Raw genomic sequence first — 23,367 nt, 5'->3', positions numbered from 1 at the left:
ATGAAAATAGCATTATTAGGATACGGAAAAATGGGACAGACTATTGAAAAAATAGCTGTAAGTAGAGGGCATGAAATTACTGTTATTGTAGATGAAAACACAAAAGAGTACGATATTAATTTGGCTGATGTAGCTATTGATTTTAGTATTCCAAATGCTGCCGTTGGTAACATTACCAACTGTTTAAACAATCAGGTTCCTATTGTATCTGGAACAACTGGTTGGCTAGACCAATACGACAATATGGTCGCTTTAAGTAAAGAAAAAGAAGGTGCTTTTATTTATGCATCTAATTATAGTTTGGGTGTAAATATCTTTTTTGAATTGAATCAGCACTTGGCGAAAATGATGAAAAATCTTTCTCAGTACAACGTTACGATGGAAGAAATACATCACAAACAAAAATTAGACGAACCTAGTGGAACCGCTATTACTTTAGCAGAAGGTGTAATTGAGCATACAAAATACAACGGTTGGGAAGTAGACAAAGCTACCGAGGATGTTAACATTCCTATCAAAGCAATTCGTAGCCCAGAAGTACCTGGCACACATGTTGTAGACTACACATCCGAAGTTGACAGTATTGAGATTAAACATACTGCGCACAACCGTCAGGGGTTTGCTTTAGGAGCTGTAATTGCTGCTGAGTGGATCATCGGAAAGAAGGGTGTTTTCTCTATGAGAGACGTACTAGGAATCTAATTACTACATAAAAGAATTTACAAATGAACTGGATTGTATTTATTTTGATTGTTCAAGTATTGCATTTTGCAGGTACTTGGAAACTATATCAAAAAGCAGGAAGAAAAGCATGGGAAGCAGCGATTCCTGTTTACAACGCTGTAATATTAATGAGTATTATAAAAAGACCAAAATGGTGGGTTTTATTATTATTCATCCCTATTATCAACTTATTAATCTTTCCGGTAATTTGGGTAGAGATTGCTCGTAGTTTTAGAAAATTTGATACCAAAGATACATGGCTTGCCATTTTATCTTTAGGTTTTTACAACTTTTATTTAAACTATGTAATTTTCGACCAGCTTAAATACAACGAAAACAGAAGTACCAAACCACCAAGTAAAACTGGTGAATGGGTAAGCTCTATTACTTTTGCTATTGCTGCGGCTACGCTTGTGCATACCTATGTAATGCAACCGTTTACCATACCAACTTCTTCTTTAGAGAAATCGTTACTTATTGGTGATTTTTTATTCGTTAGTAAATTCCATTACGGGGCTAAAACTCCTATTTCTCCCGTAGCACTACCTATGGTACACGATTCTATTCCAGGAACTCCGCTTCCATCTTATGTAAAGGGAATTGAATTGCCATACTTTAGATTGCCTGGACTACAAAAGGTAAAACGAAATGAAATTGTTGTTTTTACTTGGCCATCAGACTCGTTAGCGACTATGTGGAACGACAACTCAGGGAAATTTACCTACAAGCCTATAGACAAACGTACCAACTATGTAAAACGTTGTGTAGGTATTCCAGGAGATAGCCTAGAAGTAAGAAATGGATACATTTACATTAACGGAAAGAAAACTGTTTTACCAGATAGAGCAAAGCCTCAATTTAATTATTACGTAGATACCAACAGACCTTTTACAGCCGATGAAATTATTCATGGTTATAATGTAAATCCTGATGAAGCATCTATTATAGACAGAGCGAACAACAAGTACTTTATCAATTTAGATAAAGAACATGCCTTGTTAATGAAAAAAGATCCTAAGGTGGTATCTATCAAAAGAAGCATAGATCCTAAAGGTATTTTTGATCCTGCAATCTTTCCTCACGATCCGCAATACGCTTGGAGCCAAGATAACTTTGGACCTATTTATATTCCTGCAGAAGGAGACGTAGTAGAATTAAACGAAAAGTCTCTTCCTTTTTACAAAAGAATTATTGCAGAATATGAAGGAAATAATTTTAAAGAAGAGAATGGAAAATATTACATTAACGGTGTAGAAACGAACTCTTATACATTTAAACAAGATTACTTTTGGATGATGGGAGACAACCGTCAACGTTCTTTAGATGCTCGTTACTGGGGATACACTCCTTTTGACCATGTAGTTGGAAAACCTGTATTTATATGGTTAAGTATAGATCAGAATGAAACAGCTATCAATAAAAAGATTCGTTGGGAAAGAATGTTTACTACTGTTCACGGTAGCGGAGAACCAAGATCTTATTTATTATACTTTGTAATAGCATTGGCTCTTTATTACATTGTAAAAGCATTTTTAGATAAAAGAAAGCATAAGTAAAATGCAAAAAAATATAGTTTTAATACCTGCATACTTTGCTCCTATAGCACATTATGCAGCTATTTTACAATCTGATTCTATTTTGTTTGAAGTAATGGACAACTTTGAAAAACAAACCTATAGAAGCAGGTGTTACGTATTTGCAGCAAACGGAAAACTTTTATTAAATGTACCCGTACTACATAAAAAAGGAACAAAGGTTTTAACAACTAAAACCCAAATTAGTTATGCAGAAGACTGGCAAAGTCAACATTTAAAAAGTTTACAATCAGCCTATAGATCTTCTCCTTTCTTTGAATTCTATCAGGATGATTTAAGCAGCATTTTTACAACCCAATACAAAACTCTAGGAGAACTCCATACAGCATGTCATAACTTTGTTATGGATGCTTTATTAGAAACAAAAAAAACTACAACTACTGAAATCTACAACAGAGAATACTCCACTATTACAGATTTTAGAAAGCTTACCAACACCAAAAAAGAACCGCTTTTAAACTTCCCTACATACACCCAAGTTTTTGATGACAAACATGGGTTTATGACCAATTTAAGTATTCTTGACCTGCTTTTTATGGAAGGCCCTGCAGCAGCAATTTATTTAGAAAAAATAGACCTGTCTAATGGAGCTTTTTAAACTTACGCTCCACTATAGTTTACATTTAATTGCTCCTATCTTTATTGCATACCTTTACAATAAAGCGCAATGGAAGAAGTATTACCTTATTTTATTGGCTACAATGTTGGTAGATTTGGATCATTTGTTAGCGTATCCAAATATTTTTGTTCCAAATAGGTGCAGTATTAATTTTCACCCTCTACATAGCTACTTTGCTGTTTGTCTATATTTTATCTTTTTATTTCCTAAAAAAACGAGGTTAATAGCTATTGGACTTTTATTGCATATGTTAACGGATTTTATAGATTGCTTGCTTATGTAAGCAATATTTCGTTTCTTTAGTTTACTTTTATAAAGAAAATTAAAACTAAAATTACATTTATTAACTTATGGAAATACTCATTAATTTCATTAAAGATATATACCCTCTGTCTAATGATACTTTCCAAAAACTGCTAAGTATTTCTCAAGTTGTTTCCTACAAATCAGGAGATCACCTTTGTGAACTTGGAGCGGTTAACGATCGTATTTTCTTTATCCTTGACGGGGTAACTAGAACCTACATGAAAGACTCCCCTGAATCATTAGAGATTAACAAAAGTATTTGTGCTAGCGGTAACTTAGCAACCTCACTTAAATCTGCAATAGACAGATCACCAGCAAAAATTGCTTGTCAATGTTTAACAGATGCGTTAATTGTTGAGTGTAAAGAAGATGATTTAGCAAAACTAAGACTCGACAGTAGAGAGTTTAGCGAGTTTATGTATAGAACATTAGAAGTAGAATACACAAAACTAGAAGAAAACTTAATTGATTTGTTGTCTAAAAATGCTACACAAAGATATTTAGATTTAAGAAAGAAAATTAAGAACATCGATCAGCTAATTCCGCAATATCATATTGCCTCTCACTTAGGAATTACACCTATTCAGTTGAGTAGAATTAGAAAGAAATTATTAAAAGAATAACCATAAAAAAAAAAGAGAAGTTTTTGGACTAGCCCCCAAAAGTTGGACGGTTAAAAATTACTTATAGAACTGAGCTCGATATTTTATCGGGCTCATTCCATTTAAAATCGATGAGATTCTCTGCTCATTATAATAGCTAATATATTCTTTAATTTCCTTTTCCAGTTGATTAATTGAGTTCCATTTTTTAAGGTAAAATAGTTCTGATTTCAAAGTTCCAAAGAAGTTCTCAATAATAGCATTATCTAAACAATTTCCTTTTCTAGACATACTTTGAATGATATTGTTTTTTTTCAATAAAGTCTGATATCTCTTCATTTGATATTGCCACCCTTGGTCAGAATGCAGTAAGGTTTTATTAAGCTTATGCTTTTTAAAAGCTTTGTCAAGCATGGTTGTTATTTGTTTGAAGTTAGGGCTTCTAGAGATATGATAACTTATAATTTCTCTGTTATATAAGTCTATAATTGGTGATAAATATAGTTTTTCACCCAGAACTTTAAATTCTGTAATATCTGTAGCCCACTTTTGATTAGGTTTTAATGCCTTAAAATTTCGTTGGAGAATATTAGGAGCTATTTTTCCCTGACTCCCTCTATAAGAACGATATTTTTTTATTCTGACTAGAGACTTTAACTTCATAGATTTCATTAGTCTAAATACTGTCTTATGATTGATCATTATTCCTTGATTATTTAACTCTAAGGTGATCCTTCTATAACCATATCTTCCTTTGTTTTGATGATAAATCTGAGTAATTAACTTTTTAATAAGTTCATATTTGTCAGGCTCTCTACTTTTTTGCAAATGATAATAGAAGCTACTTCTAGCCATATTCGCATGCTTTAACAATAGTGATAAATCATGTTTATGCCTTAACCCATCTATGGCTATTGCTTTTTCTCTCTGGTTTGAGCTAAGGCATGTAACTTTTTTAGCAAATCAAGTTCTGCTTTTAAAGATTGATTCTCTTTTAAAAGTTCTTCTTCTTTAGTTAATGGTTTAGATTTACTTCTTGTATGTTTAGTCTTCATACCAATAGGTCTACCTTTAGGCTTATCTTGTAGACCCTCCAAACCTAAAGAATTATAGCGTACCCTCCAATTATGTATTACAGAATCTCCTCCGATATTAAAAATTAAACTAGCTTCAGCCATAGAGAGATTGTCTCTATCTATAGTCTGTAATACATTTAGTTTAAAAGATGGAGAGTAATGCTTTGTTTGTTTTGGTAATAATCCTTGTAGACCATCTTTCTCATACTGCTGACACCAATGGTAAACAATAGAATGATGAATCTTTAATTCTTTACAAATACTAATAACTGATTGATGTTCTTTAAAAAACAACAAAACACATTTACGTTTAAATTCAAATGTGTACTTTACTTTTCTAGACATAAAAATACCCCCAAATTGTGTCTAACATTTTGGGGGCACTCTATTTTAACTTCTCTTTTTTTATGCTCCTTATTGGATAGATCTAAAATATTTCATTTTTTGTTTAGCCAATTGTAGCTTTACTTTCTCGCTCTCTATAGACTTCATTACGGTGTCTAACAAAGGATTCGATTTTTTACTGTTGGAAAAGAAACCTAAGTTGTTTTCTAACTGCTTTAAATCTTTAGTAGCACCATCTACCTCTTTTCTTAAGTTATCATACTCGTCGTATAATTTCTTACTATCAATAGATTTCCAATAAGCTAATTTTAACTGATACGTTACGAATCCGGCTTTTACCTTGTCTTCTGGTAACGCTATCGCCTTAGCTATTGTTTGTTGAATGTCTTGATCTACTTTATTCTTTTGAGTTGGAACCAAACCAATAGCCAACCACTCTCCTATTAAAGATTTGTAGCTATCTATAGTAATCTCTTTAGAAGATAAACCTTCTAAAAACGCAACTTTTGTTTCGTAATTTTTCTTCTCTTCTGGAGTTCCTTCTTTCTTAACGTTGTTTAATCTTTCAAAGTAAGCATCACAAATCGTTTTAAACTCATTCCATAAGGCATCTGCCTGTTTTCTAGGAACAAAACCTACCTTTTTCCATTCTGCCTGAATTCTCTTGAAAGTTTCTGTAGCAGTTTGCAAATCGTCAGAATTTTGCCAATCCTTAGCTTCTTGTATTAAAGCTTGTTTTTTAGACAAAGCCTCACTTTGTGATTTTTTCTGGTCTTTAAAGAAATCGTTCTTTGCATGGTTAAACACCTTTGTAGCATCTTTAAAGATATTCCAAACTTCTGTTGTCTTGTTTTTTGGCACTCTTCCAATTGCTAAAAACTCTTCTTTTAAAACATCAAAAGCATCTATACTTTTTTTCCAATCACCAAAAGTCTTGTTGTTACTAAAGTTAAAGGTTCTAATTTCTTCAATTTTAGCTAATTTCTTTGCTAAATTCTCTTCCTCAACCTTTTTTAATGCATTTACAAAGTCAACTCTCTTTTGATGTATCGTGTTTGTTAATTCAGAAAATTCTTGCCATATAGGCTCTCTAAATTCTTTTGCTACAGGACCTGTTTCTTCTTTCCAAATTTTGTGTAACAATTGCAATTCATTAAAAGCAAACTGAATGTCTTTATGAGCAGCCAACTCTTTTGCTTTTGCAACAATTTGTTGTTTTGCTTCTAAATTTCTCTTAAAGTCTAACTCTCTTAAATCTTTGTTTATATGTAGTAAATCGTAAAATTGCTCTACGTATAAATGATAATTACCCCAAGTTTCTTGGTATTTATCAGAAGGAATATTTCCTATTTCTTTCCAACTTGTTAACAACTGCTGAAATTCGTTGTAAGATTTAGAAACATCTCCTTGCTCTACCATTGCTTTAATAGCCGCAATAATGTCTAATTTCTTAGTTAAATTGGTATCTAACTCTTTGGTTAACTTATTTTGATACTCTTTTTTTGCATCTAAATAAGTTTTCCATAATTCTTTAAAAGTAATTTGTACTGGTTGTGAAAACTGAAAATCTATCTCGTTTCCTCCTTCTTCTACAAAAGCTTCTCTAGCTTTGGCAACATCTTCGTTATACTTTAAATAAAAAGAAGCTCTAATAGCGTTTGCACTATCTTTAATCTCATTAATTGGCTTCTCTTGAATCAACGCGCGTAATGCGGTTACTAAATCATCTAAAGACAACGTTTTGTAGTCTACAGATTGAATCTCATTCTCCATGATAGGTTCCATTATATTGTAATTACTTTTTTCAAAAAAAAATTGATTTCGCCAAATTAATCAATTCTATTTAATTTGACCTAATGATTTGGTGAGTATTGTAGGTTAAGAAATTGATATGATATTTAGAATCAACCGTTATGGACTTCCTTAGAACGGTTCCATTAGGAGTAGTTGTCTTTAAAACTACTTTGGTCGTATCATTTTTTACAGGAATTCTAGCGTAGTATATCTGTCCTGGCAAGGTTTGCCAGTTTCGCGTATCTGTTTTTTCTGTTACAGCATTAAACAGGCCTACCAAAGCCCCTAAATTTTTATTTTGATCGGTCACAATAGCCTCCGACAACTTTTTAGTAGCCAAACGAATAGCCACCTTCCCTATTTCTCTTACAGTTCTGTCTTTTAAAGTCTGCTTGGCTATTACATTGTAATCTTGCACCAACTCTAGTTGTATTGAGTCTTTTTGAGCTCCCTCAATAATTACCTCTCCCCTAGTATACAAAGACGGTCTAACTTCGTATTTAGGAAATGCTACATTTACGATAGAAAAATTAGAGAAACCTCCTTCTTTTCTCTTGGTTCTAGTAGATGGAATAGGAATATCCAATCCCAACTCTTTGTTCGTTATTGTCATAAAGCCATTATAGCTTCCTGGCATTTCTGTAAACGTAAAATAAGTTTGAGATTTATAAGGCACCAATCCACTTTCCCAAAACACTAACAAACTGTTTCCTTTGGCAGCTTCTGGTTGGTATTTTAAATTAAACTCCTTTGCATATCTTATTTCTTGATCTGTAAAACCTAATAAATGTGCTGTGTTTATTACATCCTGCTTTAATTGCGTTGGAATGGCAACACCAAAATACACTCCTTCATTTTTTTTATACAACTCTATGGCATTTCTGTACGATATAAAAGCATCATTTATATTTCCTGTTGCTTCATATAATATTCCTTGTAGGTTTAGCGCAAAAGCATCGCTGGTGTATCTGTTCTTTTTACCTGCTGGGTATTTATCGTTTATTTTCTGAAGTTGTAAATTGATTCTTTTTGCTTCAACAAGTGCTTCATCAAATTGTCTTAAAAAAATATAATTTAAAGCTTTGTAATAGTGAATGGCTACTTTTTCGAAATCTTCTGCCTTGTAATTTTCTTTTTCTGGATTGGTTAACGCTCCTAAAACTTGTTTTCCAAAGTTTTTTTTATGGTCTTCAATTAAAACATCGGCCTTGTTAAACAATTCATTACTTAATGTATAGTTCTTTTGCAAGTGCGCTAGTTTTCCTTTTTCTAGGTAACTTAACAATCGATTTCTTTTCTTTTTAAGAAACTTATTTTTTTCTATTTGTGCATTCGCGCTTTGATAATTCTCGTTTTGGATTTGCTGTTGATAGCCAACACTTAAATCGTGATAAGTGGCACAACTGGCAAAACCCAAGGCAATGAATAAATAAAATAGATATGTTTGAATTGATTTTCTCATTGGAATCAAAAATAAAAAAACTGCTTAGAAACTAGTTCCAAACAGTTTTATAAAATTTTGTTTGTTCTTAGTTCTTAACAAACTTTTTGATTTTCTTTTCTCCAAACCAAACTTTCTCGTTTGTTTGTATGTCTGTTAGTGTTAAATCTATTTGATAATACACTACTTTTTGTCTTTTGTGCGCATCTACTACAGAATTAATGCTTCCTTGTAACATATAATCTGCACCCGTTTCCAATCCAAATTTTTTCATGGTAGATCTAGATGCATTTTCTTGCTGATCTGCTTTTTCTGCTCTTAATTCGTTACGCATTTCTCCTCCCTGAACCACTCTAGCTCTTTGAGACTTTACCAATGCTTTTTCAATTTCAATGGTAAACAGTTCTGCATCTATATGTTCGTGCGATTTATTGCGTACCAAACCTACAATTACAACTGGCTTTTTACCTTTTTCTATGGTGTGTGTACTTAACCAATCTCCCAACACTGCTTGAGCACTTAAATCTTGTGCTGCCAACCTTGCATCTGTATCGTTCCACCTACCACTAATATCTATTTGCTCTTCGGTTGCCACTCTAGTTACCGATCTAGAACAAGACCCTAGTCCTACAAATCCTACAGCTGCCAATGCTAAAACGATTATTTTATGTTTCATCTTTTTTTTATTTTTCGTTTAAATTTTAGTTTTTACCAACAAAAGTTAGAACCTCTAAAAAATGGCCTATTAAACCCTGAGTTGATAGAGAAACCTCTTCCAAAGTTTAATCCCCAACCTATATTGGTATTCCATCCACTATTCCATCCTAACCTAGAGTTCCATCCATTATTATAAACTCTGTATCTTGTATTTCTAGCTTCTTCCATTCGCTCTTGGTGTCTCCATAAACGACTCATAGCTCTATGGTCTCTTCTCATTTTCTTACGAACTCTTCGCTCCTCCATAGGATCTATAGCTACATAAGTTTGCTGAGCAGTAGTACCTTGTTGCTTTGTATAGCTTTCACTAGTTTTTAAATATTTTTCGTAACTCTTTTGGTGATTTGGATTTTGATCACTTATTTCTTGAGCCGATAGCCCTAAAGAAAATAGGAATAAAGCCATGATAGTTATTGCTTTCATCGGTATTATTTTTAAAGGTTCTTACTAAAGTTACAAGAAATATTACAAACACTATACCAAAAGGCTAGCTATTCCATATTTCCCAAGATTTTTCTGCTTGCAATTCTAACATTTCCAATCCATTTTTAGTGGCTGCTCCATGCTCTCTTCCCAAACGCAAAAAGGTTGTTTCTGCAGGATTGTAAATCAAATCAAACAACAAGTGCTTATCCGATAAAAACGCGTACGGTATTTCTGGTTTTAACGCTATCTCTGGAGAAGTACCCAATGGAGAACAATTTACAATTACCGTGTACTCTTCTATAATTTCTTGGGTTAACTCATGGTATCCAAAAACACCATCTGCTGCAGTTCTAGAAACATATTTATGCTGAATTCCTAATTTATTAAAAGCATGTCTTACTGCCTTAGAAGCTCCTCCTGTTCCTAAAATTAAAGCTTTTGTATGATGTGCTTTGATAAATGGCTCTATTGATTTTTGAAAACCATACACATCTGTATTATATCCTCTAACCTCACCATTGTCTTGTAATTTAATAACATTAACCGCTCCTATTTCTTTAGCATCATCGTCTATAGAAGTTAAGTATTGTATTACATCTTGTTTGTAAGGAATGGTTACGTTCATTCCTTTTAAACCATCTTCTTTAGCTGCTATAATATCTTTTAATACAGCAACCTCTTGTAAATCGAAGTTTACATATTTATGATTCTCTAAGCCTAACTTCTCAAACTTCTCTGTAAAATATCCTCTAGAAAAAGAGTATGATATATTTTTTCCTACCAATCCAAATTTTACTGAACTCATGTACTTTTAATTTTAGAATAATATTCAATTCCTAATACCGTAACTATTCCTATTACTACGAATAGTACAGCAATTAAATTCTCCTGCAAAGTAATATTTGGCCAATATTTTTCAAAACCAATCACTACTTTATGATTAAATTTATCTAACAATATTGTACCATTACTTGTGTCATATATTTTTTCTTTCCAAGGCCATACGGTTCCCAAAGAACCTATAATAAACCCTATAATGGTTGCATTTACCACCTTATCCCATTTTCTTAACACATATGCCAACATTTGCGAGAAGAAAATAAGTCCAAAAAAAGAACCTAAGGTAAAAACCACAAAAACGATTAAATACTCTTGGTAATCTGGGTTTTGAAACGATGTAAGATCTCCCGAAAACACATCTAAAACAACTTTTCCCAAAACATTTACGGTATCTACTAAAAGAAATACATAGTTCCCAATTAGCATTAATAAATAAGACCCCGACAAACCTGGAATTGTCATTCCAGACACTCCAATTACTCCGCATAAAAACACAAACCATAAATTATGATTCTCCGTTCCTGGTTCTATAAAATTTATGATAATCCCAATGGATGCACCTACTAATAAAGAGATATAACTTTTTACATTCCAATTTTCATATCGCTTTATCAGATAGATTCCAGACCCTACAATCATTCCAAAAAACAGCGACCACACAGAAAGTTCGTAGCGCTCTAATAAATAATCTAATAATAAAGAAACTGTAAAATAGCTAAATACAATACCTCCTAAGATATATACTAAAAAAGAGGCGTTTATGTAAGCAGCAAAAGACTGAATGCTTCTTTTAAAAAGCAAGCCCAAAGCCTTTCCGTTCATTTTTTGAAACGAATAAATGAGTTCGTTATAAAACCCCAAAACATAAGCCACTGCTCCTCCAGAAACTCCGGGAACCTTATTGGCAGCCCCCATTAATATTCCCTTAAGGAAAAGTGATATGGATTTTGGAATCATAGACTATTTACGATTTTTTACTCGCTACTTTTTCCATTCCAATAATCAACAAAAATCCTAGTGCTGCTAAAACAATGGCAAACCCTAATTGTGCATCTCCACTAAAGTTATTTGGCAATACACTATTTTGTAATACAGGAACGGTAACTCCTTTAGAATTAACTCTGGTAGTTAACGTTTCTTTCCAAGGCCAAATTTTATTTAAAGACCCTACAATAAAACCTGTTAGCCCGGCTAACGTAACGTTTTTAAAGTTAGTAAATAACCATTTTAAAACCTTAGAAAAACTTAACAAACCAACAATGGCTCCTAAACCTACAATGGCAATTATTTGTAAATCCCTACCGTGTACGGCATCTAATATGGTAGCATAAGCTCCTAATAGTACTAAAATAAAAGCTCCCGAAATCCCTGGTAAAATCATGGCACAAATTGCTAAAGAACCTGCCAAGAATAAAAACCACATAGAAGCATCGTCGTTAACCATAGGTGTGGCAATGGTAATATAATAAGCCAAAGCACCTGCTACAACCAATGCTATTACTTCTTGAATTCTCCACTTTTCTATTTGCTTACCTACATATAAGATACTTGCTACTACCAGTCCAAAAAAGAAAGACCACAATAACACGGGTTTATTTGCCAATAGATAAGAAATCCCTTTGGCTAAAGAAACAACACTAATGGCAATTCCTATTAGCAAAGACAATAAAAAACCTCCGTTTAACTGTTGCCAAGCCGCTTTAATACCATCTTGCTTTAACGTTTTTAACAAGGACAAGTTTACATTGCTAATAGAGGTTAGCAATTCTTCGTAAATTCCAGAAATAAAAGCAATCGTTCCTCCAGAAACTCCTGGAACCACATCTGCAGCCCCCATTGCCATCCCTTTTAAAGAAATAACAGCGTAATCTTTGATAGATCTTTTCATCAAAAAGTTTTTTGACAAATGTAAATTATATTAGGACTTATCCAAAGCGTTTGAAATCATTCTTTTTACCTCTGGATCATTAAAAACAATGGGATGTAACTCTTCCATAATTAAATAATAATCCAAATCTAACGTTAAAGCAGTTTTTATGTGTAGAAAAGCTTCTTTTTTCTTGTTTAAGATATACAACAAACACCCTATTCTATATTCTATTTCTGCAAAATTAGAATGTTGCTTTTTAGCTTTTATTAAAACTTCTATAGCAGTTTCTTCCTCTCCTATGTACATCCATATATCCGCCAAGGTAATCCACACTTCTACACCAGAATCATCTAATTCTATACATTTTTGAAAAGAGATAGCTGCTTCTTCGTAAAATTTTAAACGTAAATTTATTTCCGCATGATACCTCCAATAATCTACATTAGACTCATCTAAAGCCAATGCTTTGTTTACATAGTGTAGTGCTTTGTCAAAACTGTTTTGTTCATTGCATATAATCGCCAATAACAACCACCCCTTGTCTAACAAAGGATCTTCGTGAACCGCTTTTTTATAAAACTCAACCGCTTTATTGGTTTCTCCTTTCTTTTTATAGCACTCACCTATTCTTAAATATGCATAAGCAGTAGGATCGTCTAAGTCTAGTGTTATTTTATAATTTTTAATCGCCTCATCAAAACGCTCTAGTTTTTCTAAAGTTTTTGCTTTTTCTACGTACCCACCAATAAACTCCTCATCAATCACAACTGCATAATCAAAAGACTTTAATGCTTTTTCGTAATCTTTTAACACAAAATGCTGTCTCCCTACTTGGTGCCAAGCAACTTCGCAATACGGATTTTGATTGATGTACTTGTCTAAAAAAGTAATAGCTTCTTTGTGTGCAGACTCCATTTCGAAACAATAAATAATATTGTACAATGCCTGGTAATCTTCCACATCTTGTTCTAAACACACTGCAAAATAATCTCTAGATTGCTTGTAATCGTCCAAATACAAATACTCCATCCCCAACAAAGAGGCCACATCGGCAAGATCATCGGTATGTTTTTCTGCTATTTTTAAATTCTCTATGGCTTGTTCGTGCTTATCAGACTTAGAAAGTAAATTTGCAATCTGAATATACACCTCATCGTTAGATGGGTAAATGGCTTTTAAGTTTTCTAATAACTGATGTGCTTTTTGATATTCTTCTTCAAAAATGAGAACTTCTGCCTGAATTAATTTGATGTCTAGCGCATCTGGATGCTGTTCTAAGGCTAAATATATTGCTTTTTTGGCCAAAGAATTATTCCCCTCATCAAGGTAATGATGGATAATTTCTTCGAATTCTGTAGTATCAAAGAAATAGACATCATTGGTTTTCAACATTTCTTCAAATTTCTCTAATGACATCATACAATTCTATTTGGGGCTTCTGTAGTTTAGCATTGATTAAAGGTAAAATATTCCTCTGTTTTAAATCTAGGTTCTATCAAATGTTTTTAACAATTTAATCAACAAAAAAACTATATTTGTACAACTAATTTAGTCAGATTCTATGAGTGATAAAATACTTCTAAACTCTAATAAAATCCAAATCATTTTACAACGATTGGCTTGCCAATTAATAGAGAATCATGGTGATTTTTCTAATACTGTACTTATTGGTTTACAGCCTAGAGGAACGTATTTTTCTGAAAGAATTGCTTCTATTTTACAGGATGATTATAAAATAGAAAATGTAAAATCTGGAAAGCTAGATATTACTTTTTACAGAGACGACTTTAGACGTAGAAACGAACCTTTAAGTGCCAATTCTACCGAAATAGATTTTTTAGTAGAGGACAAAAAAGTAGTTTTTATAGACGATGTTTTGTATTCTGGACGAAGTATTAATGCAGCCTTAACTGCTATACAATCTTACGGAAGACCTAAAGATGTTGAGTTGCTAGTGTTAGTAGACAGACGTTTTAGTCGTCACTTACCTATTCAGCCAGATTACAAAGGAGCTACTGTAGACGTAATTAACGAAGAAAAAGTAATTGTGAACTGGAGCGATGACAAAGCATCGGACTCTGTATACATAACTAAAAGAACAAAATAATAGTAAATGAGTAGTTTAAGTGTCCCAAACTTACTAGGAATAAAGCATCTTGTTAAAGAGGATATTGATTTAATTTTTGACACTGCAGATCATTTTAAGGAAGTAATTAATAGGCCTATTAAAAAAGTACCATCGTTAAGAGATGTTACCATTGCCAATTTATTTTTTGAAAACAGTACGCGTACCAAGCTATCTTTTGAGTTGGCAGAAAAGCGTTTGTCTGCGGATGTTATTAACTTTTCGGCATCTGGTTCATCGGTTAAAAAAGGGGAAACTCTAATAGACACCGTAAACAATATCTTGTCTATGAAAGTAGATATTGTGGTAATGAGACATCCCAATGTAGGAGCGCATGAGTTTTTAGCCAAACATGTAGACACCAAAATAATTAATGCCGGAGACGGAACACACGAACACCCTACTCAGGCTTTGTTAGATTCGTTTTCTATTAAAGAAAAACTAGGAAGTGTTGCGGGTAAAAAAGTAGTAATTGTTGGAGACATATTACATTCTCGTGTTGCTTTGTCTAACATTTATGCTTTAAAGCTACAAGGTGCAGAAGTTAAAGTGTGTGGACCGGTAAGTTTAATTCCAAAACATATTGAGAGTCTAGGTGTTGGTGTAGAAACCAATTTAAGAAAAGCTTTAGAATGGGCAGATGTAGCCAATATGTTACGTGTACAAAACGAACGTATGGATACCAAATACTTTCCATCTACCAGAGAATACACACAGTTGTACGGAGTAGACAAGAACTTATTAAACTCATTAGATTCCGAAGTAACCATTATGCACCCAGGTCCTATTAACCGTGGAGTAGAAATTACTTCTGATGTTGCTGATTCTGACCAAGCGATTATTCTGAATCAAGTAGAAAATGGGGTGGCTATTAGAATGGCTTGTATTTATTTGTTGGCCGAACAGATAAAGAAATAAATACAACTCGCATAACGATTCAATTGTATTGATCGAAAATAAAATTGAAAACAATGAACACAACCTCAACAGAAAAATATACGTTAATTACTGCCGAAAACAACTTTGATGTTTTTAAAGAAACTCTTTCTAAGAGTTTTACAGATTTTAACGGACAACATATTGTTATTGACCTATCGAACATAGAGACCTTAGAAGAGCAAGTTACTTCTTTAGCTGAGTTTGCAGAAATTCAATTAGAAAACAACCTTTCTTTTGTAATAATTGTCCCTTCTTTTGATGCTGATGCTTTTGATGAAGAACTAAACGTGGTTCCTACCTTAACAGAAGCAGAAGACATGATTGACATGGATGAGATGACTCGTGATTTAGGATTTTAATGGGAATTCAACTCACCATATTAGGCTGTCATTCAGCCACTCCTAGAACCAATGCACATCCTACGGCTCAATACCTTAAAATTAACGAAAGACATATTTTAATAGATTGTGGAGAAGGAACACAGGTACTCCTTAGGCAACACAAAATTCCGTTTGCCAAAATCAAACATATTTTTATTTCCCATTTACATGGAGACCATTTCTTTGGATTGGTGGGTTTAATTTCCACCTTTGGTTTATTAGACCGTAGAACTGAACTACACATTTACGGCCCAAAAGGAATTAAAGAAATCATTACCCTACAACTAAAACTCTCTAAGTCCTGGACTTCTTTTCCGTTGTTATTTCATGAATTGCATAGCAAAGAATCTGAAGTAGTATTTGAGGATAAGAAAATTCAAGTTTCTACCATACCTCTAGACCATAGAGTGTACACCAATGGGTACTTATTCCAAGAAAAACCTGATTTACGAAAGATAAATATAGATGCTGTACGAGCAATTCCTGAAATTGAAATTTGCGACTACCACAATCTTAAAAACGGGAAAGACTATACTAAAAGTGATGGTACTATAATTAAAAACGAAGAACTAACCTTACCGCCAAGAGAAACACAGAGCTATGCATTTTGTAGCGACACTGCTTACAAGCCCGATATTGTTCCTATTATAAAAGGTGTTAGTCTTTTGTACCACGAATCTACTTTTTTAGAAGATAATAAACACTTAACCGAAAGAACCAAGCATAGTACTGCCAAAGAAGCTGCACAAATTGCCAAAGCTGCTCAGGTTAAAAAATTGGTTTTAGGTCATTATTCTAGCCGTTACAGCAATTTGTTACTTTTTAAAGAAGAAGCCCAAACTGAGTTTGAAAATGTAGATGTGGCTGAGAGTGGGAAAGTTTTTGTTTTGTAGATCTTAACTGATAGAAATTAGATATTATAACTACATTTATTTGCTAGTCTCCCCAATTATCACTCCAAAATCACCATCTAATTGCTTCCATTTTTTTGATGGTAAGTAAGTTCTAGAAACAAAACCATCTAAATACAAAGCTTGTTTACAGCCTCTTTGTTTAAAGAGTGTTGCCAAATCGTAGAAATTTACTTTCTCTTTAGACATGGCAAACATTATATTTCCATTAGGTAATATTCCTACCGCATTTCTTATGTGTAAATTCTTAGAACCCTTTCTTAATTTAGGATGATAAACACCATTTATCAAAAGCATTGGTCCAGATTGAGTTGCGTATTCAATATTCTTATCTTTCTTAAAATCTTCTGTTTTTACAATCGTTGCTTCTCCATCTTTAGAGAGGCTAAAGACTCCATTTGGTAATAGATAAAAATTTCCTTTTCCTTTAGACGTATCAAGTCTGTTTATAAGTTTTCCCTTTTCTATATATAAACCTTGTGGAGAATAATTACGTTTGTACATTCCCCCATTCATAGCAAATGCTAAAGAATCTCCATTCTCTTTTACAAACTCTTTCAGCCTCTTTAAAGAACCAATTCTTTCATTGTTATTATCCTTATAATAAAACTTTAACGAGCCTTTTTTACCATCTACAACATGTATGATAAATCTAGACTCATCTACTTTATACTCTTGAAAAGAAAAAGAGCATACAATACAAACGAGTATAACTAGTAATAGCTTTTTCATCTTAAATCTAATTCTACTCCACTCTCAACTCAAAAGGAACTCTAGCTTGTACGGTTTGCTGTTCAAACACCGATTTTAAGTGACTGGCTTGTTCCACTAAAGAACTTGGTAATATTTCCTTTAAATCAGCTTTTGCAAAAGGACTTAAACCCAACATCTTTTTAAAATCCAAATCGTATTTAGGCAATTCTTTTAATGAGTATTCCTTTATGTTTACTTTTTCTGCTGCATATGCTATGGCATCGTCTAAACTACCTAATTCGTCTACCAAACCAACTTCTAAAGCCATGTTTCCTGTCCATACCCTACCTTGTGCTACAGCATCTACTTCTTTATTTGTCATATCACGACCTTTAGAAACTCTATCTAAAAAATTAGCATATACGCTTTCTATTCCACTTTTAACAACTCCCTTAAAACGCTTGTCTAAAGGCTGAAAAGGACTATAGTGAATTCCATTGTCATGTGTACTTACCACCTCTGTATGTAAGCCCATTTTATCTGCTAAAGGAGCTACATTTGGTAAAATCCCAAATACTCCAATAGAACCCGTTATGGTAGTTGGTTCGGCAAAAATACGGTCTGCACCACAAGCAACATAGTACCCACCAGAAGCTGCTAAATTCCCCATAGACACTATTACAGGCTTTTTCTCTTTTGCTTTCTCTACTGCATTCCAAATTAAATCGGATGCCAAAGCACTTCCTCCCGGAGAATTAATTCTAAAAACAATTGCCTTTACACTTTCGTCTTTTGCCGCTTTGTTAAACGCTCTAATAATACTTTCTTGTCCTATTTGCGTTATATTTCCTTGTCCGTATCTAATTTCTCCTTGTGCATATACCACTGCAATTTTATTAGGCAACTCTATCAAACTACTTAAGGTGTTCTGAGCCATGTAATCTTTAAAGCTTACTTTATTTAACTTACTGGTTTCTAACTTACTTTTTAACGCACCTTTATAATCATCTTCGTACATAACAGCATCTACCAGCCCATGCTCTAAAGCTGTTTTAGAAGATTGTCCGTACATTTTTAACACTGCTTCTTCTACATTTACAGCTCTAGACGATGTAATTTCTTTGTCTACCTGCAACCACAAACCATTGATCAATTCACTGATTTGTTCTTTGTTTGCATCACTCATTTTATTGGCAATAAAAGGCTCTACCGCACTCTTGTATTTTCCATGGCGAATGACCTCCATTTTAACTCCGTATTTTTCCTGAAAATCTTTGTAAAACATCACTTCGGAATGCAAACCTCTTAACTCTACATATCCTAACGGAGAAATAAATAACTGATCTGCTACCGAATACAAATAATATTGTTTCTGAGAATATACATCGCTATATGCATACACAAATTTATCTTGCTTCTTAAACTCCTCTAACATTCCTCGTAAGGCAGTTACCTGTGCCCAACCTATATTTTGAGGAATATTTTTAATACTAATCCCTTTGATTTTATCATCATAGGTAGCATTTTCTATGGTTTTACAAATTTGATTGAACCCAAAAGTTTCGTCCTTAAAACCCAAAGCCTCGCTAAAAGGATCTATAGCCGTTGGGGAATAATCATTTAACTCTCCTACTAAATTAAGCTCTAATACTGAATTTGCTTTTACCTCTTTAACAGTATCCTTAGTGGCGACTACAGCAATACCAACACCTACTAAAACAAAAAGAACAATGGCCAACCAAATAGCAACCAAAGACGATAACACTCTCTTAAAAAAATTCATTTTTCATTTTTTTTATACAATAACAAATATAAATGTTTTCTTTGCCCCATATACAATACAATAGTATGAATACTGCTTATCTTTCTTTAGGTACAAATTTGGGTAACAAGTTAGAAAACTTGAATAGGGCTTTGCAAAAACTTAGCCAATTAGGTACTATTCAGAAAGTTTCTTGGGTTTACCAAACTCCTCCTTGGGGATTTAAAAGCGACGATTTTTACAATATTGCTCTAAGCCTAACAACCAATTTGTCTGCTTTTGATTTGATAGACCAACTTTTAAACATTGAGCAGGAATTGGGAAGAACTAGAAAAGAGAATGCAACGGGATACAGTGCAAGGCCTTTGGATATTGACATCATTTTTTTTAACTACGAAATTATCAACACTGAAAAATTGGTGATACCACACCCCAGAATGCACGATAGAAAGTTTGTTTTAATTCCTTTACTAGATCTTACAAGTCAATACAAGCACCCCGTTCTTAAAACCTCTTTAGAGGAACTTTTAGAACAATGCACCGACAATAGCGAGATTACCAAAACTCAAGAAATTTTAGAAATTCCAGTCTTATAAAATTTCATTTACTGCTCTAATGGCAGAACGTGTAGCAGCGTGTACACTCTCTTAAATTATTCATTTACAACTAAGAAAGACTCATTTCTATAACTCAATTAAAGCTTATATATTTCCTATTCGATTTCTTACCCCTTAATTAAAGAAACAATCTAAATTCTCTACTTGTAAATAGTTAAATTAGCCGATTCATATCAACAACATGACACATACTTTAGAAGCATTACAATCGGGAGAATTAAAAGGAACTAACAGATTAAAATTAGCTTGTGGTTTAAACACTTTTCCTGATGAAATTTTGACACTTGCTGATAGCTTAGAAATTTTGGATTTATCGGATAATAATTTGTCTGAGTTACCAGAAAACATGTCTGACTTAAGCAAACTAAAGATTGTCTTTTTTGCCCGTAATCAGTTTACGGAGTTTCCTAGTCAATTGGCAAATTGCCCTTCTTTAAGTATGGTAGGTTTTCGCTCCAATAAAATCACGCATATTCCAGAAAACGTCTTTCCTAAAAAATTACAGTGGCTGATTTTAACAGATAATAAAATAGAGCAGCTACCTAAAAGTATAGGAGATTGTCATTTGCTTCAGAAATTTGGATTGGCTGGAAATTTATTAAAAGAACTCCCAGCTGAAATGTCTAATTGTAAAAGCTTGGAGCTACTTAGAGTACCAACCAACCAATTAACAACAATCCCACAATGGTTGTTTGAATTGCCTAGATTGTCTTGGGTTGCTTTTAACGGAAATCCTATTACTCATAGACCAGAAATAGAAAGCAACCTAGCCTCTTACGACTGGGCTGATTTTGAATTGACACAAACTTTAGGAGAAGGAGCTTCTGGTATTATTTCTAAAGCCAATTGGACAACTACAAACAAAGAAGTTGCTGTTAAAGTTTTTAAAGGAGCTATGACTACCGACGGATTACCCGAAGACGAAATGAAAGTGTCTATAACAGCAGGTCTACATGATAATTTAATCCCTGTAATTGGTAAAATTAAAAATCATCCCAACGATCAAAACGGTTTGGTAATGGAATTGATTTCTTCTGAATACACCAACTTAGGAAATCCGCCTAATTTTGATACTTGTACCAGAGATACGTTTAATAAAGAGACTTCTTTTACTAAGAACGATTTAATCAGTATTGCTAAGGGAAAAGCTTCTGTATGTGCACAATTACACGCTAAAGGAATTAATCACGGAGATCTATATGCACACAACACCCTAATTAACCCAAAAGGGCATTCTATTTTAGGAGATTTTGGAGCCGCTACTTTTTACAATACAAATTCTAAACTAGCTCCTTTTATTGAACGTGTAGAAGTACGTGCATGGGCTTGTTTGGTAGAAGATGTGTTAAACTTGATTCCTTTAAATGAGTTCGCTAGCACAAAACGTAGCGCATGGGAAAATTTAATTGCTTCTTGTATGAATACAACGGTACATGAACGACCTAGTTTTGCTGAAATTTTAGAAAAGTTAAACCAAATGTAACAATACCTTTATTCTAACTACAGAATAGCCACAACAAAGGTATTGTTCTATAGTTTTATGGGTTGGTAGACCATAAAGAAGCTCCTTTTAACATAGCTCTTCTAGGTAGCTTTAAACCTGCCACTATTAATTCTGCAAAATCATCTGGTTGTAGTACTTTATCTTCATTTGGCTCTCCTTCAAACATCCCTAATTCTTTCGTCATCTCTGTAACAATGGTACTTGGAGTTAAGGTACACACACGAATATTGTTCTTACGGACTTCTTTCATTAAAGATTCCGACAAACCAATTACCGCAAATTTAGAAGCACTATAAGCAGATATATTCGGATTTCCGTTTAATCCTGCAGTAGAAGAAACATTAAAAATATCACCCAAATTCTTTTCTAACAAATGCGGCAATACTTCTTTAGTTACATAATACATTCCCATTACATTGGTTTGAATAATCTGGCTCCATTCACTCACCTCCATGTCGTTAAAAGCCCCTATAGCTGCAATCCCTGCATTGTTCACCAAAATATCTACTGTCCCTAAAGCAGTAACAATTGTATGAATTCCAGCCTTTACTTCCTCGTAATTCCCAACATCAAATGCTGCATAGGTTGCCATTACGCCCAAAGCTTCTAACTCTGCCACTGTTGCTTTTAGCACCTCTTCATTTCTTCCTGTAATTGCTACATCTATTCCCTCTTTTGCAAAAGCTATGGCGGTTGCTTTTCCCAAACCTCTACCTCCACCTGTAACAATGGCTTTCTTATTTTTTAAAGTACTCATTCTTATCTTCTATTTTTTAATTGAATTTAAATGTATCATTTAATTGTCAAACAAATTTTAAAAAACAAACTTATAATTTGGTTGAACTAGTTCAATACATCCTATAAATATAAAACCCGCTACAAGTATCTAAACTTATAGCGGATAAGACTTTAAACCCTTTTTATAATTATCACTCTCTAAAATTCATTTTCTAAAATAACCTCCATAATCTTAGAACGTTGTTCGCCTTTATCTTGCTCATTACTCAACAAAACAATCATTCCATCAGATTCAGGAACCAGCAACAAGAGACTTGTAAACCCGTCTATATCTCCTCCATGGTGATACACTGTTTTTCCGCCTATTTTAAGAGTAAACCATCCTGCACCGGGAACATTCACTCCCTCTTGTGTATAGGCAGCTCCAAACACTTCTTGCTTCTCTGTAGCTGTATAATAATCTCCTATCATGGCATCTCCCCATTTTTCTATATCTGCAATGGTGCTTTCTATTTCTCCTGCACTATAAGCAATGTCCATTTGGTAGGCTTCTACCTCTAGCTCTTCGTTATACCCTTTGGCTCTTACTGCTCCCGTAATTGCATTGGGTCCTTTTTGAGTAGTAACAAGCCCTAATGGAGTGTATACTTTTTCTTGTAAATATTCTTGGTAAGACATACCTGCTAACTCCTCTATTAACATTCCTAAAATAAAATAGTTTGAATTGGAATAGGAGAAAAATTCTCCTGGTGTAAATTGCAAGCCCTCCTCTTCAATAGATTCTAAAATAACCTCCAAAATCTCTTCTTTTTCTATAAAGTAATTGTTCTCATCTACAAACTCCTCTACTCCTCCTACATAATCTGCAATACCTGAATGATGTGTTAATAAATGCCTAATGGTAATTTGATCTCCCAAAGGAAATTCATCGTCAAAATCGCTTAAAGGTTGATCTAAACTTTCTATAAGCCCCTCTCTTTTTAAATTGATAATAGCTGCTGAAGTAAACGATTTTGTTACTGAACCGATTCTATAAACAAGCGAAGGATCATTGTCTATTTGGCTAGCTCTATCTGCAAAACCAAATCCTCTTCTTACAATATCTTCACTTCCTTTTCTAATTAATACGCTTCCTTTAAAACCAACTTTCTCTAAATAATTTTCGGCTGTGGTGTAATTAACATCTGGAATGGGTTGTACATTGTTATCGTCATTAGAACATGCCGTAAATGCCAATCCCAATACTACTAAAGCAGATACCCTGATTTTTCTTAAATATGTTGTCATCTTTTTAAAATTTAAAGTTTTTAATTGATGACACAAAACTCTGACGATTCCTCTTTT

General features: G+C 33.4%; 25 protein-coding genes. 11 read left to right on the top strand and 14 right to left on the bottom strand.

Annotation, left to right across the window (positions count from 1 at the left end):
• The 5 genes from dapB to ACXHHC_RS16455 all read left to right on the top strand — a co-directional run bounded on the left by dapB (position 1) and on the right by ACXHHC_RS16455 (position 3,866).
• The gene (gene dapB / locus ACXHHC_RS16475) at positions 1-702 is read left to right on the top strand and encodes a 4-hydroxy-tetrahydrodipicolinate reductase (protein ID WP_458227458.1); all 702 of its coding nucleotides are present in this window, start codon (positions 1-3) and stop codon (positions 700-702) included.
• Positions 703-725: 23 nt separating this feature from the next.
• Positions 726-2,279: a signal peptidase I gene (gene lepB, locus ACXHHC_RS16470; RefSeq protein WP_458227457.1), complete on the top strand. Its 1,554-nt coding sequence runs from the start codon at positions 726-728 to the stop codon at positions 2,277-2,279.
• Position 2,280: 1 nt separating this feature from the next.
• Positions 2,281-2,916 (top strand): WbqC family protein, encoded by a 636-nt coding sequence (locus ACXHHC_RS16465; RefSeq protein WP_458227456.1) that lies wholly within the window; start codon positions 2,281-2,283, stop codon positions 2,914-2,916.
• Entirely contained in the window at positions 2,903-3,220 is a 318-nt protein-coding gene (locus ACXHHC_RS16460; protein ID WP_458227455.1) for a DUF6122 family protein, read from the top strand. Before ACXHHC_RS16465 ends, ACXHHC_RS16460 begins: the two co-directional genes overlap by 14 nt.
• A gap of 67 nt (positions 3,221-3,287) precedes the next feature.
• Entirely contained in the window at positions 3,288-3,866 is a 579-nt protein-coding gene (locus ACXHHC_RS16455) for a Crp/Fnr family transcriptional regulator (RefSeq protein WP_458227454.1), read from the top strand.
• Between the two features lie 57 nt (positions 3,867-3,923).
• Here ACXHHC_RS16455 and ACXHHC_RS16450 read toward each other — a convergent pair whose 3' ends face one another.
• The 10 genes from ACXHHC_RS16450 to ACXHHC_RS16405 all read right to left on the bottom strand — a co-directional run bounded on the left by ACXHHC_RS16450 (position 3,924) and on the right by ACXHHC_RS16405 (position 13,773).
• Complete coding sequence (locus ACXHHC_RS16450; RefSeq protein ID WP_458229266.1) at positions 3,924-4,754, bottom strand: IS3 family transposase; 831 nt, start codon at positions 4,752-4,754, stop codon at positions 3,924-3,926.
• A 2-nt stretch (positions 4,755-4,756) separates the two neighbouring features.
• Positions 4,757-5,266, bottom strand: coding sequence for a transposase (locus ACXHHC_RS16445; protein WP_458227453.1), 510 nt, complete (start codon positions 5,264-5,266; stop codon positions 4,757-4,759).
• A gap of 69 nt (positions 5,267-5,335) precedes the next feature.
• Positions 5,336-7,051: a DUF349 domain-containing protein gene (locus ACXHHC_RS16440; protein ID WP_458227452.1), complete on the bottom strand. Its 1,716-nt coding sequence runs from the start codon at positions 7,049-7,051 to the stop codon at positions 5,336-5,338.
• A 58-nt stretch (positions 7,052-7,109) separates the two neighbouring features.
• Positions 7,110-8,522 (bottom strand): COG3014 family protein, encoded by a 1,413-nt coding sequence (locus tag ACXHHC_RS16435; protein WP_458227451.1) that lies wholly within the window; start codon positions 8,520-8,522, stop codon positions 7,110-7,112.
• Positions 8,523-8,589: 67 nt separating this feature from the next.
• Complete coding sequence (locus ACXHHC_RS16430; RefSeq protein ID WP_458227450.1) at positions 8,590-9,177, bottom strand: penicillin-binding protein activator LpoB; 588 nt, start codon at positions 9,175-9,177, stop codon at positions 8,590-8,592.
• 32 nt (positions 9,178-9,209) lie between these two features.
• A complete protein-coding gene (locus ACXHHC_RS16425; RefSeq protein ID WP_458227449.1) occupies positions 9,210-9,641 on the bottom strand; it encodes a hypothetical protein in 432 nt (143 codons plus the stop codon).
• Between the two features lie 64 nt (positions 9,642-9,705).
• Positions 9,706-10,449, bottom strand: coding sequence for a shikimate dehydrogenase family protein (locus ACXHHC_RS16420; protein ID WP_458227448.1), 744 nt, complete (start codon positions 10,447-10,449; stop codon positions 9,706-9,708).
• Positions 10,446-11,441: a DUF368 domain-containing protein gene (locus tag ACXHHC_RS16415; RefSeq protein WP_458227447.1), complete on the bottom strand. Its 996-nt coding sequence runs from the start codon at positions 11,439-11,441 to the stop codon at positions 10,446-10,448. Before ACXHHC_RS16415 ends, ACXHHC_RS16420 begins: the two co-directional genes overlap by 4 nt.
• A 7-nt stretch (positions 11,442-11,448) precedes the next feature.
• Positions 11,449-12,372, bottom strand: a complete 924-nt coding sequence (locus ACXHHC_RS16410; RefSeq protein WP_458227446.1) for a DUF368 domain-containing protein — start codon at positions 12,370-12,372, stop codon at positions 11,449-11,451.
• Between the two features lie 30 nt (positions 12,373-12,402).
• Positions 12,403-13,773: a tetratricopeptide repeat protein gene (locus tag ACXHHC_RS16405; protein WP_458227445.1), complete on the bottom strand. Its 1,371-nt coding sequence runs from the start codon at positions 13,771-13,773 to the stop codon at positions 12,403-12,405.
• 142 nt (positions 13,774-13,915) lie between these two features.
• On the opposite strand from ACXHHC_RS16405, the gene pyrR reads away from it, so the two are divergent.
• From pyrR to ACXHHC_RS16385, 4 genes are read left to right on the top strand one after another with little or no spacing between them, the layout of a single operon-like run.
• Entirely contained in the window at positions 13,916-14,461 is a 546-nt protein-coding gene (gene pyrR / locus ACXHHC_RS16400) for a bifunctional pyr operon transcriptional regulator/uracil phosphoribosyltransferase PyrR (RefSeq protein ID WP_458227444.1), read from the top strand.
• 6 nt (positions 14,462-14,467) lie between these two features.
• Complete coding sequence (locus ACXHHC_RS16395) at positions 14,468-15,397, top strand: aspartate carbamoyltransferase catalytic subunit (protein WP_458227443.1); 930 nt, start codon at positions 14,468-14,470, stop codon at positions 15,395-15,397.
• A 53-nt stretch (positions 15,398-15,450) separates the two neighbouring features.
• Positions 15,451-15,777: a ribonuclease Z gene (locus ACXHHC_RS16390; RefSeq protein ID WP_458227442.1), complete on the top strand. Its 327-nt coding sequence runs from the start codon at positions 15,451-15,453 to the stop codon at positions 15,775-15,777.
• A complete protein-coding gene (locus ACXHHC_RS16385; protein ID WP_458227441.1) occupies positions 15,777-16,691 on the top strand; it encodes a ribonuclease Z in 915 nt (304 codons plus the stop codon). The genes ACXHHC_RS16390 and ACXHHC_RS16385 overlap by 1 nt, the downstream gene beginning before the upstream one ends.
• A gap of 36 nt (positions 16,692-16,727) precedes the next feature.
• Here the strand turns inward: ACXHHC_RS16385 and ACXHHC_RS16380 are convergent, their stop codons facing one another.
• The gene (locus ACXHHC_RS16380; RefSeq protein ID WP_458227440.1) at positions 16,728-17,441 is read right to left on the bottom strand and encodes a phosphodiester glycosidase family protein; all 714 of its coding nucleotides are present in this window, start codon (positions 17,439-17,441) and stop codon (positions 16,728-16,730) included.
• A gap of 13 nt (positions 17,442-17,454) precedes the next feature.
• Positions 17,455-19,185: a signal peptide peptidase SppA gene (gene sppA / locus ACXHHC_RS16375; protein ID WP_458227439.1), complete on the bottom strand. Its 1,731-nt coding sequence runs from the start codon at positions 19,183-19,185 to the stop codon at positions 17,455-17,457.
• Positions 19,186-19,250: 65 nt separating this feature from the next.
• On the opposite strand from sppA, the gene folK reads away from it, so the two are divergent.
• Positions 19,251-19,760 carry a 2-amino-4-hydroxy-6-hydroxymethyldihydropteridine diphosphokinase gene (gene folK / locus ACXHHC_RS16370; protein ID WP_458227438.1) on the top strand — a complete coding sequence of 170 codons (510 nt, stop codon included), beginning with the start codon at positions 19,251-19,253 and terminating at the stop codon, positions 19,758-19,760.
• Between the two features lie 202 nt (positions 19,761-19,962).
• The gene (locus tag ACXHHC_RS16365) at positions 19,963-21,264 is read left to right on the top strand and encodes a leucine-rich repeat-containing protein kinase family protein (RefSeq protein ID WP_458227437.1); all 1,302 of its coding nucleotides are present in this window, start codon (positions 19,963-19,965) and stop codon (positions 21,262-21,264) included.
• Positions 21,265-21,319: 55 nt separating this feature from the next.
• On the opposite strand, the gene ACXHHC_RS16360 is transcribed toward ACXHHC_RS16365, so the two are convergent.
• On the bottom strand, positions 21,320-22,042 hold the full coding sequence (locus ACXHHC_RS16360; RefSeq protein ID WP_458227436.1) for a 3-ketoacyl-ACP reductase: 723 nt from the start codon (positions 22,040-22,042) through the stop codon (positions 21,320-21,322).
• A gap of 179 nt (positions 22,043-22,221) precedes the next feature.
• Entirely contained in the window at positions 22,222-23,310 is a 1,089-nt protein-coding gene (locus ACXHHC_RS16355) for a serine hydrolase domain-containing protein (protein ID WP_458227435.1), read from the bottom strand.
• Between the last annotated feature and the right edge of the window lie 57 nt (positions 23,311-23,367).

This window comes from Wenyingzhuangia sp. IMCC45574 (assembly GCF_054182685.1).
This window is presented reverse-complemented; position numbering and strand designations above follow the sequence as displayed.

Bases quoted from the DNA above. Each gene is read 5' to 3' on its own strand.
- ACXHHC_RS16435 (WP_458227451.1), bottom strand. From the start codon at position 8,522: ATGAGAAAATCAATTCAAACATATCTATTTTATTTATTCATTGCCTTG.
- ACXHHC_RS16460 (WP_458227455.1), top strand. From the start codon at position 2,903: ATGGAGCTTTTTAAACTTACGCTCCACTATAGTTTACATTTAATTGCT.
- folK (WP_458227438.1), top strand. From the start codon at position 19,251: ATGAATACTGCTTATCTTTCTTTAGGTACAAATTTGGGTAACAAGTTA.
- ACXHHC_RS16355 (WP_458227435.1), bottom strand. From the start codon at position 23,310: ATGACAACATATTTAAGAAAAATCAGGGTATCTGCTTTAGTAGTATTG.
- ACXHHC_RS16380 (WP_458227440.1), bottom strand. From the start codon at position 17,441: ATGAAAAAGCTATTACTAGTTATACTCGTTTGTATTGTATGCTCTTTT.
- ACXHHC_RS16445 (WP_458227453.1), bottom strand. From the start codon at position 5,266: ATGTCTAGAAAAGTAAAGTACACATTTGAATTTAAACGTAAATGTGTT.
- lepB (WP_458227457.1), top strand. From the start codon at position 726: ATGAACTGGATTGTATTTATTTTGATTGTTCAAGTATTGCATTTTGCA.
- ACXHHC_RS16395 (WP_458227443.1), top strand. From the start codon at position 14,468: ATGAGTAGTTTAAGTGTCCCAAACTTACTAGGAATAAAGCATCTTGTT.
- pyrR (WP_458227444.1), top strand. From the start codon at position 13,916: ATGAGTGATAAAATACTTCTAAACTCTAATAAAATCCAAATCATTTTA.
- ACXHHC_RS16455 (WP_458227454.1), top strand. From the start codon at position 3,288: ATGGAAATACTCATTAATTTCATTAAAGATATATACCCTCTGTCTAAT.
- ACXHHC_RS16360 (WP_458227436.1), bottom strand. From the start codon at position 22,042: ATGAGTACTTTAAAAAATAAGAAAGCCATTGTTACAGGTGGAGGTAGA.
- sppA (WP_458227439.1), bottom strand. From the start codon at position 19,185: ATGAATTTTTTTAAGAGAGTGTTATCGTCTTTGGTTGCTATTTGGTTG.
- ACXHHC_RS16365 (WP_458227437.1), top strand. From the start codon at position 19,963: ATGACACATACTTTAGAAGCATTACAATCGGGAGAATTAAAAGGAACT.
- ACXHHC_RS16420 (WP_458227448.1), bottom strand. From the start codon at position 10,449: ATGAGTTCAGTAAAATTTGGATTGGTAGGAAAAAATATATCATACTCT.
- ACXHHC_RS16465 (WP_458227456.1), top strand. From the start codon at position 2,281: ATGCAAAAAAATATAGTTTTAATACCTGCATACTTTGCTCCTATAGCA.
- ACXHHC_RS16430 (WP_458227450.1), bottom strand. From the start codon at position 9,177: ATGAAACATAAAATAATCGTTTTAGCATTGGCAGCTGTAGGATTTGTA.
- ACXHHC_RS16410 (WP_458227446.1), bottom strand. From the start codon at position 12,372: ATGAAAAGATCTATCAAAGATTACGCTGTTATTTCTTTAAAAGGGATG.
- ACXHHC_RS16425 (WP_458227449.1), bottom strand. From the start codon at position 9,641: ATGAAAGCAATAACTATCATGGCTTTATTCCTATTTTCTTTAGGGCTA.
- ACXHHC_RS16415 (WP_458227447.1), bottom strand. From the start codon at position 11,441: ATGATTCCAAAATCCATATCACTTTTCCTTAAGGGAATATTAATGGGG.
- ACXHHC_RS16385 (WP_458227441.1), top strand. From the start codon at position 15,777: ATGGGAATTCAACTCACCATATTAGGCTGTCATTCAGCCACTCCTAGA.
- ACXHHC_RS16390 (WP_458227442.1), top strand. From the start codon at position 15,451: ATGAACACAACCTCAACAGAAAAATATACGTTAATTACTGCCGAAAAC.
- ACXHHC_RS16405 (WP_458227445.1), bottom strand. From the start codon at position 13,773: ATGATGTCATTAGAGAAATTTGAAGAAATGTTGAAAACCAATGATGTC.
- ACXHHC_RS16440 (WP_458227452.1), bottom strand. From the start codon at position 7,051: ATGGAACCTATCATGGAGAATGAGATTCAATCTGTAGACTACAAAACG.
- dapB (WP_458227458.1), top strand. From the start codon at position 1: ATGAAAATAGCATTATTAGGATACGGAAAAATGGGACAGACTATTGAA.